15 protein-coding genes are annotated in these 18,986 nt (G+C 73.7%); 1 reads left to right on the top strand and 14 read right to left on the bottom strand.

Annotated elements, in window-relative coordinates:
* Positions 1-8: 8 nt before the first annotated feature.
* The 12 genes from BLASA_RS02005 to BLASA_RS01950 all read right to left on the bottom strand — a co-directional run bounded on the left by BLASA_RS02005 (position 9) and on the right by BLASA_RS01950 (position 12,748).
* Positions 9-989, bottom strand: a complete 981-nt coding sequence (locus BLASA_RS02005; protein WP_014374327.1) for a glycosyltransferase — start codon at positions 987-989, stop codon at positions 9-11.
* Positions 986-2,104 (bottom strand): glycosyltransferase family 9 protein, encoded by a 1,119-nt coding sequence (locus tag BLASA_RS02000; RefSeq protein WP_014374326.1) that lies wholly within the window; start codon positions 2,102-2,104, stop codon positions 986-988. The genes BLASA_RS02005 and BLASA_RS02000 overlap by 4 nt, the downstream gene beginning before the upstream one ends.
* Positions 2,104-3,594 carry an HAD-IIIA family hydrolase gene (locus BLASA_RS01995; RefSeq protein ID WP_014374325.1) on the bottom strand — a complete coding sequence of 497 codons (1,491 nt, stop codon included), beginning with the start codon at positions 3,592-3,594 and terminating at the stop codon, positions 2,104-2,106. Before BLASA_RS01995 ends, BLASA_RS02000 begins: the two co-directional genes overlap by 1 nt.
* A 195-nt stretch (positions 3,595-3,789) precedes the next feature.
* On the bottom strand, positions 3,790-4,461 hold the full coding sequence (locus BLASA_RS01990; RefSeq protein WP_014374324.1) for a 3-oxoacid CoA-transferase subunit B: 672 nt from the start codon (positions 4,459-4,461) through the stop codon (positions 3,790-3,792).
* Complete coding sequence (locus tag BLASA_RS01985) at positions 4,458-5,123, bottom strand: 3-oxoacid CoA-transferase subunit A (protein ID WP_014374323.1); 666 nt, start codon at positions 5,121-5,123, stop codon at positions 4,458-4,460. The genes BLASA_RS01990 and BLASA_RS01985 overlap by 4 nt, the downstream gene beginning before the upstream one ends.
* Before the next feature lie 34 nt (positions 5,124-5,157).
* On the bottom strand, positions 5,158-6,780 hold the full coding sequence (locus BLASA_RS01980) for a tripartite tricarboxylate transporter permease (protein ID WP_014374322.1): 1,623 nt from the start codon (positions 6,778-6,780) through the stop codon (positions 5,158-5,160).
* A 1-nt stretch (position 6,781) separates the two neighbouring features.
* Entirely contained in the window at positions 6,782-7,234 is a 453-nt protein-coding gene (locus tag BLASA_RS01975) for a tripartite tricarboxylate transporter TctB family protein (RefSeq protein WP_014374321.1), read from the bottom strand.
* An 83-nt stretch (positions 7,235-7,317) separates the two neighbouring features.
* The gene (locus BLASA_RS01970) at positions 7,318-8,322 is read right to left on the bottom strand and encodes a Bug family tripartite tricarboxylate transporter substrate binding protein (RefSeq protein WP_014374320.1); all 1,005 of its coding nucleotides are present in this window, start codon (positions 8,320-8,322) and stop codon (positions 7,318-7,320) included.
* A gap of 46 nt (positions 8,323-8,368) precedes the next feature.
* A complete protein-coding gene (locus tag BLASA_RS01965) occupies positions 8,369-9,349 on the bottom strand; it encodes a tripartite tricarboxylate transporter substrate binding protein (RefSeq protein WP_014374319.1) in 981 nt (326 codons plus the stop codon).
* Between the two features lie 118 nt (positions 9,350-9,467).
* Positions 9,468-11,018 (bottom strand): acetolactate synthase large subunit, encoded by a 1,551-nt coding sequence (locus BLASA_RS01960; RefSeq protein WP_014374318.1) that lies wholly within the window; start codon positions 11,016-11,018, stop codon positions 9,468-9,470.
* A gap of 99 nt (positions 11,019-11,117) precedes the next feature.
* A complete protein-coding gene (locus BLASA_RS01955) occupies positions 11,118-11,618 on the bottom strand; it encodes a MarR family winged helix-turn-helix transcriptional regulator (RefSeq protein ID WP_014374317.1) in 501 nt (166 codons plus the stop codon).
* Between the two features lie 38 nt (positions 11,619-11,656).
* Complete coding sequence (locus tag BLASA_RS01950) at positions 11,657-12,748, bottom strand: hypothetical protein (RefSeq protein WP_166486450.1); 1,092 nt, start codon at positions 12,746-12,748, stop codon at positions 11,657-11,659.
* A gap of 228 nt (positions 12,749-12,976) precedes the next feature.
* Here BLASA_RS01950 and BLASA_RS01945 point away from each other — a divergent pair, with 228 nt between their 5' ends.
* Positions 12,977-14,272: an alpha-hydroxy-acid oxidizing protein gene (locus BLASA_RS01945; RefSeq protein ID WP_014374315.1), complete on the top strand. Its 1,296-nt coding sequence runs from the start codon at positions 12,977-12,979 to the stop codon at positions 14,270-14,272.
* A 75-nt stretch (positions 14,273-14,347) separates the two neighbouring features.
* On the opposite strand, the gene BLASA_RS01940 is transcribed toward BLASA_RS01945, so the two are convergent.
* Positions 14,348-15,613, bottom strand: a complete 1,266-nt coding sequence (locus BLASA_RS01940; protein ID WP_014374314.1) for an integrase catalytic domain-containing protein — start codon at positions 15,611-15,613, stop codon at positions 14,348-14,350.
* Between the two features lie 277 nt (positions 15,614-15,890).
* Positions 15,891-18,659: a penicillin-binding protein gene (locus BLASA_RS26180; RefSeq protein WP_269446685.1), complete on the bottom strand. Its 2,769-nt coding sequence runs from the start codon at positions 18,657-18,659 to the stop codon at positions 15,891-15,893.
* Positions 18,660-18,986: the final 327 nt, after the last annotated feature.

Below are 18,986 nucleotides of genomic sequence, written 5' to 3'. Positions count from 1 at the left end.
CAAGCACATCACCTGGTCACCTCCTCCAAGAGCCCATCCCAGTCCCGCAGGAAGCGGTCGAGTCCGTAGCGCTCCAGCGCCGCAACGCGGGCCGCCTTGCCGGCGAGCCGGGCGGCGCCCTCGTCGTGCAGGAACTCGCGCACGGCGGCCCACAGCCGGTCGGGCCGGGTGGAGAGCACGCCGGCCTCGGCCGGCACGGCCGCCACGACCTCGGTGGTGGCCAGCCCGACCACCGGCATGCCCAGGTGCATGGCCTCCAGCAGCGAGAGCCCCAGCGACGTCCAGCGCACCGGGTGCACGTAGACCCGTCGGCGGGCCAGCTCCTCGTGCATCGCCGCCTGCGGCGGGTCGTCGTGCAGGGTCACCCGGTCGGGGTCGAGGCCGTACGCCTCGTGCAGCCCGGCCAGGCCCATGCCGAAGACGTCGACCGGTGCCGCCTGCGCGAGGCCGGGCAGCAGGTCGGCGCCGACGGTCCGGCCGCGGCGCACCGGCTCGTTGGTGACGACGGCAGCGCGGGCCAGCTCACCGGTGTACCGCTCCCCCGGGTCGACGATGCCGTGCTCGATGACCGTCGCCGGGGCGCGGCCGTTGTCGTAGAACAGCTGGTTGAAGAAGGTGACGTGCGCGATCGGGATGTCGTCGCGGTCGGCCATCGGGTGCACGGTGTGCGGCACCGGGCCGTCACCGGGCTCCAGCCCCGGCGCGTTGTGCTCCAGAAAGACGGCGGGCAGGTCGCGGCCGGGCTCGCGGCCGAGCCATTCGCGGACCAGCTCCAGGTCGCGGACGCGCTGCAGCACCACGACGTCGACCTGCTCGTCGCGCAGCTGCTCGGGCGTCACCTCGCGGGCCGACGACGGCCAGTCCCAGGTGCGGGCGCGGCCGAGACCGTCCGGACCGCGATCCGGCGTCACCGGGAGCAGGTAGTCGTGGTCACCCTGGACGAACGACGTCGTCCAGGACCCGTGCACGTGCCAGATCAGGATCTTCACGTTCTCCCCTGGAGTGTCGGCGCCGCCTCTCGGGCTGCGACAGGGTGTCGGAGAACGGCCGGCTGTTGGACCGTGGTGGTGAGCGTGGCGACGGCGACGACGACGTCCTGCGCCGTCACCGAGGTCAGGCAGGGGTGGCCGGGCACGGGGCACTCGCGGGCCCGTGTGTCGCGGCAGGGGGCCGACTGGTCGCCGAGCAGCACGGTGGGCACGCCGTAGGGCGCCCACCGGGCGGCCGGGACGACCGGCGAGAACAGGGACACGACCGGCGTCCCGACGGCGGCGGCCAGGTGCGCCGGACCGGTGTTGCCGACGACGACCGCGACCGCACCGTCCAGCAGCGCGGCCATCTCCGGCAGCGACGTCGCGCCGCCCAGGTCGACGCCGCGGCTCCCGGCGACGGCCGCGCTCAGGGCTTTCTCCCCCGGCCCGCCGGTGACCAGCACCCGGTGACCGGCGTCGGCCAGCGCCTCGACCGCCTCGGCGCAGCGCTCCGCCGGCCAGGCCCGCGCCGGCACCGACGCTCCGGGGTGCACGACCACGTACCCGGGCGACAGATCATGGCCCCGGTGCTCGTGCGCGACCGGGGGCAGGGGTCGTCGCACGGCGAGCCGGCCGTCGTCGCCGTCCGGCAGCTCGAAGCCCGCGGCCCGGGCGAGCGACAGCGCCCGCTGGGGCTCCGGGAGGTCGTCCTCGACGCGGTGGCGCACGTCGAGCAGCGTGCCGGGGTAGTCCACGCTGATCGCCGAGATGCGCGGCACGCCGGCCAGCCGCAGCACCAGGGCCAGGGGCAACGGCGACTGGTGGAACGACGTGGAGATGACCGCCGCATCGGGCGCGAGGGCCCGCACGCGCCCGATCAGGGCGGCGACGTCCGCGGCGTCCACCGCCGGCGGGTCGCCGAGGATCCAGGGGCAGGCCCACGTCCACACCTCGTCGACGCCCGGCAGCAGCTCGGCGGCGGGTGCTCCGGCCGGCCCGGCGAGGAATACCACGCGGTCGGCGCCGTGTGCGACGGCGCGCACGAGCGGGCCCTGCAGGAGGACGTCCCCGGCGTTGTCCAGCCGGGCGACGAGAACCGTTCGGCGGCTGCGGGGGGCGGGTCCGGGGCTCATCACCACCGCCCCGCCAGGACGTCGTCGACCGCGGCGGTCAGGGTCCCGGCCCGGTGCCCGGCGGCCTCGACCTCCTCGCTGCGGGTGACCGGGGTGGGCACCATGATCGCGACGGCGCCGGCCGCGGCCGCTGCCTCGACGTCGGCGCCGATGTCACCGACCACGACGCAGCGCGCCGGGTCGACGCCGAGTTCGGCGCAGGCCGCGGCGACCATGCCGGGGGCGGGCTTGCGGCAGCCGCAGCCGTCGTCGGGCCCGTGCGGGCAGAACTGGATGGTGTCGAACGGGCCGAGCAGCTCGTCGAGCCGCTCCATGCAGGCGGCCACCTGCTCGCGGGTGATCAACCCGCGGGCGACGCCGGACTGGTTGCTCACCACGCCGACCCGCACGCCGCGGGTGCGCAGCGCGTCCAGCGCCTCCTTCGCGCCGTCCACCGGGCGGACCCACGCGGGGTCGCCGTTGTACGGGTAGTCGTGCACGAGGGTGCCGTCGCGGTCGAAGAGCACCAGGTCGGGCAGGCCCTTCCAGCGGCGGACCCCCACGTGCTGCACCACCCCGCGGAGCCAGTGCCAGGTGGCCAGCGGCGGGATCAGCGCGCTGGTGGCCAGCATGGTGCTCACCTCGGTGCGGTCGCGCGGACCGGCGGCGATGCGCCGCCAGGCGAACTCGGCCGTGCCGGCCGCCCACGCGGCGGCCGCGACAGCCGCGGCGCCCGGCCTCCGCGCCACGGCCAGCCCGACCGCGGCCAGTGCCGCGGCGGTGACCGCGGTGTGCTGGGGACGGCGGCCGAGCGCGGCGTCGGCCCGATCGCGCCAGTCGGGGCCGTGCAGCCGGCGCATCAGCACGTCGTCGGCGTTGCCGGCCTGCACCCGGACGCTGACCCAGCGGTCGGTGGGCCGGACCGGGTGGGTGATCCAGCGCTCGCCGCGCACCAGGCGGGCGCCGGTGTCCATGACCCGCAGCGCCAGGTCGGAGTCCTCGCGGAAGGCGCGGGGGAAGCGCTCGTCGAAACCGCCGACCGCGGCCAGGGTGCTGCGGCGGTAGGCGAGGTCGGCGGTGATCCAGCTGGAGGCGGCCAGCCCGGCGGTGCCGCGCTCCCAGTCGGTGGGCTGCCGGTCGGGCGGCAGCGGCACCCGGACGCGGCCCTGGCTGCCGGCGACGTCGGCCGGCAGACCTGCGAGGTCCTGCTCCAGCCGCGCGTACCAGTCGGGGTCGGGGACGACGTCGTCGTCCAGGAAGGCGGTCCACTCCGTCCGGGCCGTGCGCCAGCCCAGGTTCCGCGCGCGCGCCGGGCCGCCGCCACCGGTCCGCACCACGCGCACCGGCGGCAGGCCCGGCCGGTCGGGGTGCAGCGGGGCGCCGGTGGGCCGGTCGTCGACCAGGACCAGTTCGGCCGGCCGGGGGCCCGGGGCAGCGGCGAGCGCGTCGAGCAGGACGTCGAGCGACGGTCGCCCGATCGTCGGCACGACGACGGTGCACTGCGCGAGCATGATCACCCCCCTGCCCGATCCGCGGCGACCCAAACACTACGGGCTTGAAGTGTTCCGCGGCCGTCCGAACGGGTGACGGACCGGAGGGGCTGCAGCGGCAGTCGGTCTCTGCCCAGCCAGTGTGGGCAGAGACCTATCGCGCGATCGGTCTCTGCCCAGCCGGTGTGGGCAGAGACCGACTCGCGGTGGAGCAGCTCAGCTGCCGGAGGGCTCCAGGAGGGCGACCTCGTCGGCGAAGGCCAGCGACGCACCGGTGCGCTCCTGCAGATCCTCGCGGGAGAGCCCGACCACCATGTCGCGGACCACGAACCCGTCCGGGCCGACGTCGATGACCGCGAGTTCGGTGTAGATGCGGTGCACGACCTGGGCGGCGGTGAGCGGATAGGTGCACTCGGGCAGGAGCTTGGCCCGGCCGTCGGGCGTGGTGTGCATCATCAGCACGAGCACCCGCTTGGCGCCGACGGCCAGGTCCATGGCGCCGCCGACGGCCGGGGGCAGGTGCGCGTCGTCGGTCGCCCAGTTGGCGAGGTCGCCCTGCTCGGACACCTGGAAGGCACCCAGGACCGTGACGTCGATGTGGCCGCCGCGCATCATCATGAACGAGTCGGTGTGGTGGAAGTAGGAGCCACCGGGAAGCAGGGTGACCGGCGACTTGCCGGCGTTGATCAGCTCCCAGTCCACCTCGCCGGGCGCCGGCGCGGGGCCCATGCCCAGGATGCCGTTCTCGCTGTGGAAGACGATCTCCTTGCCGGCGGAGATCACGTCGCCGACGAGGGTGGGCATGCCGATGCCCAGGTTGACGTAGGAGCCGTCGGGGATGTCGCGGGCGACCCGGGCAGCCATGTCGGTGTGCGAGAGCTGGGTCATTCCGCCACCTCGACGACCCGGTCGACGAAGATGCCCGGGGTCACGACTGCCTCGGCATCCAGATCGCCCAGCTCCACGAACTCCCGCACCTGCACGGCGGTGACCTCCGCGGCGGTGGCCATGGTCGGGCCGAAGTTCCGCGCCGCCTTGTTGTAGACCAGGTTGCCCCAGCGGTCGGCGCGCAACGCCTTGACCAGGGCCAGGTCGCCGCGCAGCGGCTCCTCGAAGACGTGCCGCCGTCCGGCGATCATCCGCACCTCCTTGCCGCGGGCCAGCAGCGAGTCCGCGCCGGCGGGGGTGAAGAAGCCACCGAGGCCCGCCCCCGCCGCACGCATGCGCTCGCTCAGCGTGCCCTGGGGGACCAGCTCGAGCTCGATGTCCCCCGCCCGGTAGAACTCCTCGAACCAGATCGACCCCGCCGACCGCGGGTACGAGCAGATGATCTTCCGCACCCGGTGCTCCCGGATGAGCGCGGCGACGTCGGTCTCGCCGGCGCCGGCGTTGTTGGTGACGATCGTCAAGTCCCGCGCCCCCTGGTCGAGGACGGCGTGCACCAGCTCCACCGGGACGCCGGCGGCGCCGAACCCGCCGACCAGGACGGTCGAGCCGTCCGCCAGGCCCTGGACCGCCTCGGCGAGGGACGCCACCCGTTTGTCGATCACTCGCGCCCCTCGCGCTCGATGGATTCCGGTTCGGTCAGGAGCGGTCGCGCGGCGCCCCGCTCTCGGCCGGGGGCACCTGCTCGTCGGTCGTCTCGTTGCCGGGGGTCCCCTCGGGCTCGGCGGTGGTCCCCGTCGCGGTGAGGTCCTCCTCCCCCGGGGTGGCCGGGCGGCTGCGGCGGCGACGCTTCCGGATCCCCGAGATCACGCTGATGATGATGACCAGCGCCATGAGGGCGAAGATGGTTCCGGACATGGGCCGGGTGACGAAGGTCGACAATTCGCCGCCGGAGAGCAGCATCGATCGGCGGAAGTTGGTCTCGAGGATCGAGCCGAGCACGAAGGCGAGCACCAGCGGGCCCGGCTCGAACCCGGTCTTCTTCATCAGCCAGCCGACGATGCCGAAGATCAGCACGACCCACATGTCGAACGGGTCGTTGTTGACCGAGAAGACGCCGGCCATCGTGACCAGCAGCGCGAAGGCGGCGAGGATCCCGGCCCGCACCCGCAGCAGCTGCACGAACACCCCGACCAGCGGGATGTTCAGCGCCAGCAGCATGAGGTTGCCGATGTACATCGACGCGATGACGCCCCAGAAGATCTCGGGCTCCTGGGAGATCAGCTGGGGGCCGGGTGTGATGCCTTGGACCAGCAGCGCGCCGAAGATCAGCGCGAGGACCACGTTGGCCGGGATCCCGAGCGTGAGCAGCGGGATGAAGGCCGAGGTCGACGACGCGTTGTTGGCCGTCTCCGGCCCCGCGACGCCCTCGATGGCGCCCTTGCCGAACCGGCTCGGGTCCTTGGCGCGCCGCTTCTCGGTGGCGTAGGAGGCCAGCGAGGAGATGACCCCGCCGCCACCGGGCAGGACGCCGATGAAGAAGCCCATCACCGAGCCGCGGGCGATCGCACCCGAGGAGTCGCGGAAGTCCTTGCGGCTCGGCCAGACGTTCTTGAGCTTGGTCTTGATCGCCTGGGCCTTCTCGGTCTTCTCGACGTTGTAGAGGATCTCGCCGACGCCGAACAGGCCCATGGCCACCGCGACGAAGTCGAACCCGTCGAACAGCGAGATCTGCCCGAAGGTGAAGCGGGTGGTCCCGGTGATGGCGTCCTGGCCGATGGTGGCCAGCAGCAGGCCCAGGGCCGCCATGCACAGGCTCTTCACCGGGTGCCGGGTGCCCAGGTAGGTGACGAGCAGGATGCCGAGGGCGGTGAGCGCCACGTACTCCTGCGAGCCGAACTCGACGGCCAGGTCGGCCAACGGCGGCGCCAGCAGGGTCAGCCCGATCACCGCGACCGTGCCGCCGATGAACGAGCCGACCGCCGCGATACCCAGGGCGGGGCCGGCCCGGCCCTGCTTGGCCATCTGGTAGCCGTCGAACGTGGTGACGACCGAGGCCGCCTCGCCGGGCAGCTGCAGCAGCACCGAGGTGATCGTGCCGCCGTACATCGACCCGTAGTAGATGCCCGCCAGCAGGATGACCGCGGTGACGGGCTCGACCTCGTAGGTCAGCGGCAGCAGCAGGGCGATGGTCGCCGTCGGCCCGAGGCCCGGCAGCACGCCGATGACCGTGCCGATCAGGACGCCGAGGAAGACGTAGAGCAGGTTGACCGGGTCGAGGGCGACGGCGAAGCCCTGGCTGATCCCGTCGAGGATTCCCACGTCAGCGCCCCGTTCCCGCGAAGAGGATGCCGTCGGGGAAGGGCACGGCCAGTGCCACGTCGAACAGCAGGTAGAACACCAGCGCGCCGCCGACCGCCAGCGGGACGGCCCAGCGCCACGGCTCCTTGGCGAACAGCCGCAGCCAGAGGAGCAGCATGAGGAAGGCGGGGATGACGAAGCCGATCGTCTCGAAGAGCACGATGAACGCCGCGAGGCTCAGCAGCCCGCCCGCGATGCGCAGGGCATTCCGGTTCCACTGCTCGTAGTCGTCGGGGTCGTCGATGAACAGGAGCAGCAGCGCGGTCAGCGCCATCAGCGACGCCACGATGAACGGCCACAGTCCCGACCCCGGGGCCTGGAGCTCACCGAGGCCGAGCTGGTATGCGCCGTACATCGCGGCAAGGCCGAACACCAGCAGGAGCGCGGGGGCCAGCCGGTGCAGGTGCTTGGACATCGGGAACTCCAGGAGGACGCGGGGACCGGGAGCAGGCCGGCGCCGTGGGGCCCGCCGTTCCCGGCGGGCCCCACGGCGGAAGGTCACTCCTGCAGGATCGGGCCGTAGGCCTCGATGATGCTGTCGATCCGCGACGAGAAGGCCTCGGAGTCGATGAACTCGTCGGGCACGTACTGCTCACCCAGCTGCTCGCGGACCTCGTTCTTCTGCAGGCACGTGTCCACCGTCTCCTCGAGCGTCGACACGACGTCGTCCGGGACGCCGGCCGGCGCCGCGAGACCGAACACCGACACGCTGTTGGTCAGCTCGGGGAAGCCGGACTCCGCGAGGGTCGGCGCGTCGATGTAGTCCACCGGCTCGGCCGGGCTGACCGCCAGCGGGAGGAAGCTGCCGGCCTCGATGTTCTCCAGGACGTCCTGGGAGGAGTTGATGAAGATGGCGTCGACGTTGCCGCCGAGGATGGCCGTGGTCATCTCGGCATTGCCGGTGAACGGCACCGCCGTCACCTCGACGCCGTACTCCTCGGCCAGCCGCCGGAGCTCCATCGCCTGCGACGTCGTCGTGCCGGGAACCCCGACGTTGAGCTCGCCCGGGTTCTCCTCGGCGTACTGGAAGAACTCCTCGGCGGTGCTGAACTGCGAGTCCGCTCCCACGACGAGCGCCGAGGGGATCTCGGTGACCACGGCGATCGGGACGTAGTCCTCGTTCGTGTAGCCCACGTCGTCCTGCAGCGGGTTGGTCGCCGATGCGGGCACCGCGATCAGCGACAGGGTGTAGCCGTCGTTGCCGCCGGCGATCATCGCCTGCATGCCGACCGAGCCGGAGGCACCCTCCCGGTTCTCCACGACCACGGTCTGCCCGAGCTCCTCCTCGATGCAGGACCCGATCGTGCGCCCCGCCAGGTCGGTGGGGCCACCGGCGGCGTAGGGCACGATCAGGGTGATGCTCTCGGTCGGGTACTCGGCGGCGGCCGCGTCGCCGCCACCCCCGGCATCGGTGTCGGGCTCGGCCGCATCGTCACCGCAGGCGGCGAGGACGAGGACGGACGCCGCCAGCAGGGCTGGGGCGGTGGCACGGATTCGTCGCATGTGTGGTTCCTCCGGTCGTGCGGGATCGGTACAGGGGATGCGCAGGTCAGCCGAGGATCGGCTCGTACGCCTGCTGGGTGTCGTCGAGGATCGTGCCGAGCTCGTCGGCGCCGGCGAACTCCTCGGGCACGTACTGCTCGCCGATCGTCTGGCGCACCTCGTCCTTCGCCAGGCAGGTCTGCAGCGTGTCCTCGAGCGTCGTCACGACGTCGTCGGGCAGACCGGCGGGGCCGGCGAGGCCGAAGGTGGAGCCCGAGAGGGTCAGCCCCTCGTAGCCCAGCTCGGTGAAGGTCGGGGTGTCGGGCAGCCAGGACAGCCGCTCCTCCGACGAGGCCACCAGCGGCTGGAACGCCCCGGCCTCGATGTTCTGCACGACGTCCGAGGAGGCGTTGATCAGCACCGCGTCGACGTTGCCGCCCAGGACGGCGGTGGTCATCTCGGCGTTCCCGTCGAACGGGACCACGGTGACCTCCACGCCGTGCTCGTCGGCCAGCCGCTGGAGCTCGATGCCCTGCGGCGTCGAGGCGCCGGGGACGCCGACGGTCACCGTGCCCGGTTCGGCCTCGGCCGCGGCGAAGAAGTCCTCGGCGGAGGCGTACGGCGAGTCCTCCCCCACCGCCAGCACCGAGGGCACCAGCGACATGACGCCGATCGGGGTGAAGTCGTCCTTGGTGTAGTCCAGGTCGTTGGCCAGCGGGGTGAGGACCGTGGTGCCGGCCGTGACCAGCGACAGGGTGTACCCGTCGGGCTCGGCACCGGCCAGCTCGGTCATGGCCAGCGCACCCGATCCGCCTTCCATGTTCTCGACCACGACCGTCTGCCCCAGCTCCTCCTCGATGCAGGCGCCGACGGTGCGGGTGGTCAGGTCGGTGGGGCCACCGGCGCCGTAGGGCACCAGCATCCGGATCGACTCGGTCGGGTAGGAGGCGGCGGCCTCGCCAGGAGCTGCGGCCTCCTCGCCGTCCCCACCGCACGCCGCGACGAGACCCAGCAGGACGAGGCCGCTGAGGGCTGACGAGTTCCGCATGGTTCCTCCTGGATGGTGACGCCGGCTACCGCCGGATCGGGCGGTGGCCCGGGTCACGACGATGTAAGCACAGCTGGGAGACGGCGGCGCCCGGGAGTCGGCAACGGTTCGGACTCGTTCACGGACCGGGAAGTACCACATCGATCAGGTGCGGGCCGGGCTCGGCCAGCGCGCGGCGGAACTGCTGGATCAGGTCCTCGGCGGTCCGCGCCCGCGTCGCCGGGACGCCCATGCCGGTGGCCATGGCCGCGAAGTCCAGCTCCGGCCGTCCGAGCTCCAGCAGGTCCCTCGCCCGCGGCCCGGAGGCCGCCGCCCCCACGTTGGCGAGCTCCCCCTCGAGGATCCGGTAGGAGCGGTTGCTGAACACCAGCGTGGTGACGTCGAGCCCCTCGCGAGCCTGGGTCCACAGGGCCGACACGGTGTACATGGCGCTGCCGTCGCCCTCGAGGCAGATCACCGGGCGACCCGGCGCCGCGACCGCGGCTCCGGTCGCCACCGGCAGCCCCTGACCGATGGCTCCGCCGGTGAGCGTGAGCCAGTCGTGCGGCGGCGCGCCCGCGGTCGGGCCGGGCATCTGCCGGGTGGAGGTGACGCCTTCGTCCACCACGATCGCCCCCTCGGGCAGCAGCGCACCCAGGATCCGGCCGATCGAGTCGAGGCTCAGCTCGCCGGTGGGCAGCTCCGGCCGCCCGGCCGGCTGCAGGACCGCCTCCGCGGGCGCGCCCACGAGGTCCGCGAGCCGCTCGAGCGCACCGGGCAGGTCGTCGGCGACCGTGCCCAGCTCGTGCACCTGGCAGCCGTCGGGCACCAGGTCGCTGGGCTGGTCGGGATAGGCGAAGAACGACACCGGCGAGCGGACACCCACCAGCACCAGGTGACGGACGCCGGCCAGCCGCCGGGTGACCTGGTCGGCCGCCCGCGGGAGCCGCTCGACCACCGGCCGGCCCGCGCCGCGCTCCAGCCGGGCGGGGAACGTCTCGCAGAACAGCGGCGCCCCCGCGGCGGCCGCCACCCGGCTCGCGGCCACGAGGCCCCGGGTGCGGGTCGCTCCCCCGCCGACCAGCAGGGCGCACGGCTCGCCGGAGGCCAGCACGGCGGCCACGGCGGCGAGGGCGTCGTCCGGCACCGCCGCCGGCGCCTCGACCGGCAGCGGCGCGGCGCTCGCGGCACCGGCCGACCAGGAGGTGTCCGCGGGCAGGACCAGCGTGGCGATCTGGCCGGGTGCGGTGCGGGCAGCGGCGACGGCGGCCGCGGCGTCGTCGCCGATGTCGGCCGACCGCGCGGAGCGCCGGACCCAGCCGGACACCGTGCCGGCGAGGGCGTCGATGTCCGACTCCAGGGGTGAGTCATAGGCCTTGTGGTAGCCGGCGTGATCACCGACCACGGTGACGATCGGCGTCCGCGCGCGGCGGGCGTTGTGCAGATTGGCCAGCCCGTTGGCCAGACCCGGCCCCAGGTGCAGCAGGACCGAGGCGGGGCGGCCCGTCATCCGCCCGTAACCGTCGGCGGCACCGGTGGCCACGCCTTCGAACAGGCAGAGGACGCCGCGCATCTCCGGCACCTGGTCAAGCGCGGCGACGAAGTGCATCTCGGACGTGCCCGGGTTGCTGAAGCAGACGTCGACGCGCGCGTCGACCAGGGTGCGGATCAGCGCCTGGGCCCCGTTCATCGCCGCACCGCCGTCGTGCGGAGCCCTGGGTGATGCCGGTCACGGAGGTCTGTCACGCCGGCGACCGTACGCGCGTCGCGCCCGGTCCACCCGGGGACGTCAGCGGCGGCTGCGGGTGGCGGCCGAGACCCGGGCCAGGGCGTCGGTGACGACGGCGGCGTCGTCCCCGATCAGGGTGAGCAGGTGGGCGACGAGTTCGTCGTGCGTGACGCGGGCCGCCTCCACCCGTTCCCGGCCCGCCGGTGTCAGCCGCGCGTGCAGCAGCCGCTTGTCGCCCTCGACCCGTTCCCGGATGACGAGGCCCTCGGTCACCAGCCGGTTGATCGTGCTGGTGACGCCGGGCCGCGACAGCCCGACGGCCTCGGCGACCTCCCCCATCGACGCTCGTTCGCCCGGTGAGTCGGCGATCCGGCGGAGGGCCTCGAAGCCGGTGAGGGAGAGGCCGTGGTGGCGGTGGAGCGCCGAGTCGACCCGTCGGGTGATCCGGTCGTGCACCTGGACGATGCGCAACCACGTCTCGGCGGGGCGGGGAGCGACTCCGGGAAGAGCGGCGGCGTCCCGGGGGACCCCGCGCGCGATCGCGTCCTCGGACAGTGGCACCTGCCCATCGTCCCCTGATCCGGGAGCGGCGAAACCGGTCAGGCGGTACGGATCGGGCCGCGGCCGCGACGATCGGCGTGCTGCCGGCCCGCGACCGAGACCAGCGCGCCGACCGTGCCCACGAGCGCCACCGCCGCCGCGATCAGGGAGGCGAGCGAGACGACACCCCGCGTCCGGCCGGCCGCTTCCTGGCCGGCGGCGACCTGCAGGTCCACACCGGTGCTGACGGCGGAGTCGACGCCGACGAGGTCGAGCGTGGTGGGACCGGCCGTCACGTCCGCGGGGATGCGGACGTCCACGCGGACCGCACCGTCGGCGTCGGCGGTCGCCGTGGCGAGGACCGTGTCCCGGCCGTGGAGCCGGATGTCCACCCGCTCACCGGGGATGAAGCCCGCTCCGCGCAGGGTCACCGTGCCCCCGGACGGGATCTGCGGCGTGCCCGCGGCCGCGGGCGCCGGGACGGCCGGCGAGGTGCTCTCCGGGACGGAGGTGACCGACGGGGTGCCCGTCGTGCTGGTCTCGCTGCTCGTCGTGGTGGTGCGGGGTGCCCGGCTGGTGGTCACCGCGACGCCCGCCTGCGAGCCGGTGCCGCCGGCCGAGCCGGTGCTGGGTGCGGGAGCGGTGGCACCGGCTTCCACGCTGGCCGTCGGCGGCGCGGGCGGGGGCGGCGGCGGGGACAGGGCGAGCTGGCAGTCCTCCACCGTCGGCCGGGTGAGCGTGTACTCCTCGAGCTCGTCGACGTATGCGACGCCGGAACCGTCCCGGGCGGTGAACTCCAGCCGTGGGTCGATGGTCTCGCCGGGTGCGACGTCACCGGTCCGCAGCACCACGCTGCTGCCCTGCGCGCCGAGCGTGGCCTCGTCCTCACCCGCCGGCCGGCGGGTCGTCGCCAGGCGGACGGAGAAGGGAGCGCTGCCGGCGACGACCTCGACGACGATCCCGCCCGGGTGGCAGCTGGGCCCGTGGGTGACGCGGGCGTCCGGACGGGTCGGGTCGTCGATCGCCAGCGCGGACCCGGCCCCGGCGACCGCGGCGGAGAGCAGCAGGACGAGGAGACCGGTCACCACACCGGCAGAGCGGGCGCTCCGCGCCTTCCGGGCCGACGTCGTCCACGTCGGTTCGGCGGTCAACTCCCACCTGCTGGTCAGTCCGATCTCCGCCTTTCGGTGCGCTGGAGTTCCAGATGATGCAGGATGTGACGCTTCGTCGCCAGCCCGTTACGCGCGTGTCGGGCGTGTCGTCCGGCGTGTCGGGAATTCCCTTTCCGACCGGTCTCCGGAGAACCTCGGTGAGGTCGCCGGTATGCCCTCCGCCCGCCCCGCGGGAGACGGTGAGAGCGGGGTCACTACGGTGGCCGCGTGAACGAGGTGGGCGTGGGTCGACGGCGGCAGAACGAGGTCTACCGGGCCGGGGTGTACGGCCGTTCCCCGCGCGTGCCCGTCGGCATCCGGCGGCTGCAGGAGCGGGCCAAGCGGGTGCTCGACGCCCGCGCCTACGCCTACGTGGCCGGCGGCGCGGGCGACGAGACGACGCAGCGGGCGAACCGCGCCGCGTTCGACACGTGGGCCGTCGTCCCCCGGGTGCTGCGGGACGCCAGCGCGCGCGACACCTCGGTGGAGCTGTTCGGACGCCGGCTACCCGCGCCGTTGCTGCTCGGCCCGGTCGGCGCCCTCGAACTGGTGCACCCGGAGGCCGACCTCGCCGTCGCCCGGGCGGCCGCGGCCACCGGTGTGCCGATGGTCTTCTCCAACCAGGGCTCCCGCTCGATGGAGGAGTGCGCGGCGGTGATGGGCGCCGCGCCCCGCTGGTTCCAGCTGTACTGGTCGACCTCCGACGAGCTGGTCGAGAGCCTGATCGGCCGGGCGGAGGCCGCGGGCTGCGACGCGCTCGTGGTCACCCTGGACACCACCATGCTCGGATGGCGGCCACGCGATCTCGACCTGGGCCACCTGCCGTTCGCCCTGGGCAAGGGCATCGCCCAGTACACCTCCGACCCGGTGTTCCGCAGGCTGGTCGAGGCGCGGGCCGCCGGCGCCGGGCAGACAGACTCCCCGCCCGCCCAACCGCAGCCCCGCCCGACGCCCGCCGCGGTCAAGGCGCTGGTGACGATGGCGAAGGCGTGGCCGGGGTCGTTCCGCGACAACCTGCGCTCGCCGCTGCCCCGCGCCGCCGTCGAGACGTTCCTGTCCATCTACTCCCGGCCCTCGATCAGCTGGGCCGACCTCACCTGGCTGCGGGAGCGCACGAAGCTGCCCATCCTGCTCAAGGGCGTGCTGCACCCCGACGACGCCCGCCGCGCGCTGGACGAGGGGATGGACGGCGTCGTCGTCAGCACCCACGGCGGCCGCCAGGTGGACCGTTCGATCGCCGCACTGGACGCCCTGCCCGACGTCGTCGCCGCGATCGGCGACCGCGCGCCGGTGCTGCTCGACAGCGGAATCCGCAGCGGCGCCGACGTGTTCACCGCCGTCGCGCTCGGCGCCCGGGCGGTGCTGCTGGGCCGCCCCTTCGCCTGGGGGCTGGCACTGGCCGGCGAGGAGGGGGTCCGACAGGTGATCTCCGACGTGGTCGGCGAGTTCGACCTGACCCTGGGGCTGACCGGGCACACCGCCGTCGACCAGCTGAGCCCGGACATCCTCCGTCGCGTCGGCTGAGGGACGTCCGTCCAGGGAGTCCGTCCCGGCTGCGGCTGGAGGGCGACACTCCGCACCCGCCCCTGTTGCCTCACGTCAAGATGCCCGCGTACGGCCCTTCGTTGACTCACGTGCGGATGCCCGCGGATGAGCCTTCGTTGCCTCACCGGCAGGTGCCCGGGTAGCCGGCGGCGTGGCCGGGACGCGTCGGGACAGGTGCTTGGTCCTGACGAGGTCGAGGAGCTTGTCGCTGAGGGCGTGTTGGTCGCGGCGTAGCTGAGCGGGGTTGAGACCGCGGTACTGCTTGTCGAGCGCTGTTCTGATCTTGGCCGGGATGCGGTCGTCGGCGACGGTGCGCTGGTGGGGCGTGGCCACGGTGTCGTACCGCTTGATCACCTTCGCGCCGTCGCGGGTCTTCTCGATGAGCTTCTGCTGCGGGGAGAAAAAGTTGATCTGCAGCCGGAGCCGGGCGTACAGCTCGTTGAGCGCGTCGACCTCGGCGCCGGTGTCGAAACGGTGGTAGCCGACGGCCTGGCGCACCACCGACCAGTTCTTCTGCTCCACGTGCGCGCCGTCGTTCTTCCGCCCGGCCCGCGACCGGGTGAAGGTGATCTTGTTGGCCACGCAGTAGCGCAGCAGCTGGGCGTTGATGAACTCGCTGCCGTTGTCGGAGTCGATGCCCTTGACCGGGAACGGGAACGCCGCGGTGATCTCCATCAGCGCCGCGAACACCCACTTCTGCGCCTTGTTGCGCACCGCCCGGGTCTCGGTCCACCCGGTGGCGATGTCGGTCACCGTCAGGGTCTGGGCGAAGTCACCCGAGGGGTCGCCGCCCTCGTGTCCGACCAGGTCGATCTCGACGAAACCGGGCTCGTCCTCGTTCCAGTCCGCCCAGGTGCGTATCGGGATCTGCGACTTCAGCAACGACCCGGGCTTGGTGCCCGACCGGCCCTTGAGCTGCAGTTTCTTGCGGTCACCGGCCAGCCGCCGGTCGATCGTGGCCGCCGACATACCGACCAGCTGGGCCCGCACCGCAGGAGTGAGGTCGAGCTCCCCTGCCCGCTCCAGCGCAGTGGTGATCTCGGGCAGGAACGGGGCCAGGCGCTTGCCGGCCGGCGCGTCCAGCACCGCCCAGATCTTGCGCAACGGCACCAGCACGTCCTCGCCGTAGACCGGCGGGCGAGGCGCCCGTGCTCGCCGCGGCGGCTCGCCCGCCAGCGCCAGGCGCAGCGCCTTGCGGGCGTGGTCACGGTGCCAGCCGGTCACCGCGCACAACTCGGTCAAGATCGCGGCCTTCTCGCTCTTCGACGCAGACCGGTACCGCTTCGCCGTCGTCTTCGTGACCGCCTTCCGCTGCCCCATCGTTAACCCCATCGCCGACCGTGGCCCGACCCCAGCGCTCCGGGCTCACCGCCACGCCGCTACGCGGGCATTTCTTGATGAGGCAACGAAGCCGCTACGCGGGCATCTGGCGTGAGTCAACGCGCCGCCTTGACGGGGGCTGTGGTGTGGGTCACAGTGGGATCCGGGCGGGGGTAGCCGGGAACGAGTGGCTACCCACTGCTGGGTAGACCGACCAACGCGGCCAGACCGTCAGGACCGGCCCCCCGCCCCCACTCCCCCCCATGCCTGGCGCGGCCTACGCCGGCTGCCCAGCGAGCTCGGGAGCCGGCTCCGGTGCGGGCTCGGGTGCCGGTTCCGGTGCCGGTTCCGGTGCGGGCTCGGGCTCAGGTGCCGGCTCCGGTGCGGGCTCAGGCGCGGGCTCGGGCGCCGGTTCCGGTGCGGGCTCGGGCTCAGGTGCCGGCTCCGGTGCGGGCTCAGGCGCGGGCTCGGGCGCCGGCTCCGGTGCCGGTTCCGGTGCGGGCTCGGGTGCCGGCTCGGGAGCCGGCTCAGGTGCCGGTTCCGGTGCGGGCTCGGGTGCCGGTTCCGGTGCGGGCTCGGGTGCGGGCGCCGGTGCGGGCTCCGGTGCGGGCTCGGGCGCGGGCTCGGGCTCGGACGCGGGTGCCGGTTCCGGTGCCGGCGCCGGCGCCGGCGCCGGCGCCGGCGGCGGCGGCGGCGGCGGCTCAGGGGCCGGCGGCGGAGGAGGAGGAGGAGGAGGAGGAGGCGGGGGCGGCGGCGGAGGCGGAGGCGGAGGCGGCGCCCAGCGCGCACCGTTGCTGACCAGCACCGTGACCGGAGCGCTCTGCTGCACGAGGCTGCCGGGCCCCGGCTGGACCCCGAGGACGACGCCCGGCGGGCGGCCGCTGTCGACGCGGGCGAGCATGGCGGTCAGGCCACGGGCGCCGAGGATCCCGCGGCACCGGTCGGCACTCTTCCCCGCGCAGCCTGCGGGCACGGTCGCCCGCGTCCCGTCCACGTACCGGACGTCAGCCGGCGGGAACGGTGCCGGAGCCCGGGCACTCAGCACCGGCTGCATCGCGTCGTGCCAGATCTGCGCGGGCATGCCACCGCCGAAGCCACCGACGTCCCGGTTGGCCACCGGGTCGTAGACCATCACGCTGGCCGACAGCTGCGGTGTGTAGCCGACGAACGTGACCGAGAAGTTGTTCTGCGTCGTCCCCGTCTTGCCGGCGATCTGGTGCCCGGGCACGTGGGCACGCTCGCCGGTCTGGCCGGGGAACCCGGGCTCGACGTCCTTGCGCAGCGCCTGGGTGAGGGTGTGCGCGAGCGCCGGGTCGACGACGCCGGCCTCGCACTGCGGCCCGCCAAGCGGCTGGCCGTCCTCGCCGAGCAGCGGCTGCCCGTCGCGGTCGAGCACCCGGGCGATCGGGATCGGCGCGCACCGGGTGCCGCCGGCGGCGAGCGTCGCGTAGGCGTTGGCCAGGTGCAGCGGGCTGGTGGCCTCGGAGCCGAAGGAGAACGAGCCGCGGTTCTGGGCCACGATCTCGTCCGCGATCGGGTCCAGGGAGCGCAGCCCCAGCCGCTGGGCCATGCGGACCGGCGCCTCCACACTGCCCAGCTGGTCCTGAAGCGCCAGGAAGTAGGTGTTCGAGGACATGTACAGCGCCCGCTCCATGTCCAGCGTGCGCGGGTAGCGGCCGGCGTTCTCCACGTCGTAGGGGCCGTCGCCGTCCTGGTAGACCGTCGACACGTAGGGGTTGGAGGTGGTGATGCGGTGCTCCAGCCCGAAGCCCTGCTCCATCGCCGCGGCGGCGGTGAACACCTTGTACGTCGAGCCGGAGCCCTGCCCGGCGGCGACGTTGAGGTTGACCGTCGTGTAGGCCGGATCGCCCGGGACGACGCCGAACTTCCGGTTGACCGACATGGCGAGCACGCGGCCGGTGCCCGGCTCGACGACGGTGTAGATGCCGGCGCGCGGGTCCTGGAGGCCCAGGGTCTTCAGCACCGCCGCGTCGCCGGCACGCTGGATGGCCGGGTCCAGCGTCGTCTCGACGGTGAGCCCACCGGTCTCCAGCTCGGCCACGCTCAAGCCGAGGGTGCCGGTCAGGTAGTCGAGGGCGTAGTCGCAGAAGAAGCCACCGATCAGCGCCTCCCGGCAGCCGCGCGGCGGGGGCTGGCCGGGGGTGAGCACCACCGGGGTGGCGCGGACGGCGTCGGCCGCGGCCTGGTCCACCATGCCGAGTTCCGCCATCCGGGCCAGGACGACGTCGCGCCGCTCGGTGGCGCGCTCGGGAGCGACGAACGGGTCGTACTCGCTGGGGCTCTGCACCAGACCGGCGAGCGTGGCGGCCTGGGCGAGGGTGAGGGCGTCCGGCGTCGTCCCGAAGTAGGCGTGGGCCGCGGCGGCCACCCCGTAGGCGCCGGCGCCGAAGTACACCCGGTTGAGATAGCGGGTGAGGATCTCGTCCTTGGTGTACTGCTGCTCCAGGGCGAGGGCCAGCTGTGCCTCGCGGAGCTTGCGGCCGAGGCTCTCGTCGGTGGCGGCCTCGCGGGCGTCGGGGTCAGTGGCCGTCTGCAGCCGGATCTGCTTGATCAGCTGCTGGGTGATCGTGGAGCCGCCCTGCACCACCTCGCCGGCCGAGAGGTTGGTCAGGAACGCCCGGGCCAGCCCCTTGCCGTCGACCCCGCTGTGGCCGAAGAAGCGGCTGTCCTCGATGGCGATCAGCGCGTCCTTCATCACCGGGGCGATGGCTTCCCCGGGCACCGGGGTGCGGTTGCGCCGGTAGAGCTCGGCGATCAGCGAACCGTCGGCCGCGAGGATGCGGGTGTTGCCGGCCGGGGTGAGGTCGAGCAGGTCGGCGCTGACCGGGCGCAGCAGACCGGCACCGGCGTTGGTCGCCATCGACGCGCCACCCACGAGCGGCAGGGCCAGCCCCGCGAGCAGCGCACCGGCGAGCAGCACGGCCAGGGCGAGCTCGGCCACCAGTCCGCCCCGGCGCACCCGCTTCCGCGGAGCATCCTCGACCCCTGGCAGCGGCAAGCCGTTGATGGAGGGGCGGGGCGACACGAAACTCCTCGGCGCAGGCGACAACGGCAGGGCCCGCATGGCGGGCCCTGCCCCTCGATACCCCGGTCCCGGGATCTCGCCACCGGCCGGCAGCGTCTGTCACGCGATCGCAAAGTGCGCGATGGCCGCCGCTCCACCCGGCGTGCGAGCGCCCCGGTGCGCACTCCCGCCCTTTGGGGGTCGTTCTCGCGCCGTGGGGGCGCTGCAGCACCCGCAGAGCACGAGCAGCAGCCCCAGAGCGGGGCGGGGGAAGGCCGGCTCGGGCAGCGGTGACGACCCGGGAAACGAATCTGCCGCGTCTCCCCCGTCGGGGCGGCGCGGCAGATC

Source organism: Blastococcus saxobsidens DD2 (genome assembly GCF_000284015.1).
Lineage (GTDB): Bacteria > Actinomycetota > Actinomycetes > Mycobacteriales > Geodermatophilaceae > Blastococcus > Blastococcus saxobsidens_A.
Note: the sequence above shows the minus strand (reverse complement) of the source record. Positions and strands in the feature narration are given on the sequence as shown.

What these genes read in the sequence shown, in the direction of transcription:
- BLASA_RS02000 (WP_014374326.1), bottom strand. Translation starts at nt 2,104, where the DNA reads ATGAGCCCCGGACCCGCCCCCCGCAGCCGCCGAACGGTTCTCGTCGCC.
- BLASA_RS01995 (WP_014374325.1), bottom strand. Translation starts at nt 3,594, where the DNA reads ATGCTCGCGCAGTGCACCGTCGTCGTGCCGACGATCGGGCGACCGTCG.
- BLASA_RS01990 (WP_014374324.1), bottom strand. Translation starts at nt 4,461, where the DNA reads ATGACCCAGCTCTCGCACACCGACATGGCTGCCCGGGTCGCCCGCGAC.
- BLASA_RS01975 (WP_014374321.1), bottom strand. Translation starts at nt 7,234, where the DNA reads ATGTCCAAGCACCTGCACCGGCTGGCCCCCGCGCTCCTGCTGGTGTTC.
- BLASA_RS01970 (WP_014374320.1), bottom strand. Translation starts at nt 8,322, where the DNA reads ATGCGACGAATCCGTGCCACCGCCCCAGCCCTGCTGGCGGCGTCCGTC.
- BLASA_RS01965 (WP_014374319.1), bottom strand. Translation starts at nt 9,349, where the DNA reads ATGCGGAACTCGTCAGCCCTCAGCGGCCTCGTCCTGCTGGGTCTCGTC.
- BLASA_RS01960 (WP_014374318.1), bottom strand. Translation starts at nt 11,018, where the DNA reads ATGAACGGGGCCCAGGCGCTGATCCGCACCCTGGTCGACGCGCGCGTC.
- BLASA_RS01940 (WP_014374314.1), bottom strand. Translation starts at nt 15,613, where the DNA reads ATGGGGCAGCGGAAGGCGGTCACGAAGACGACGGCGAAGCGGTACCGG.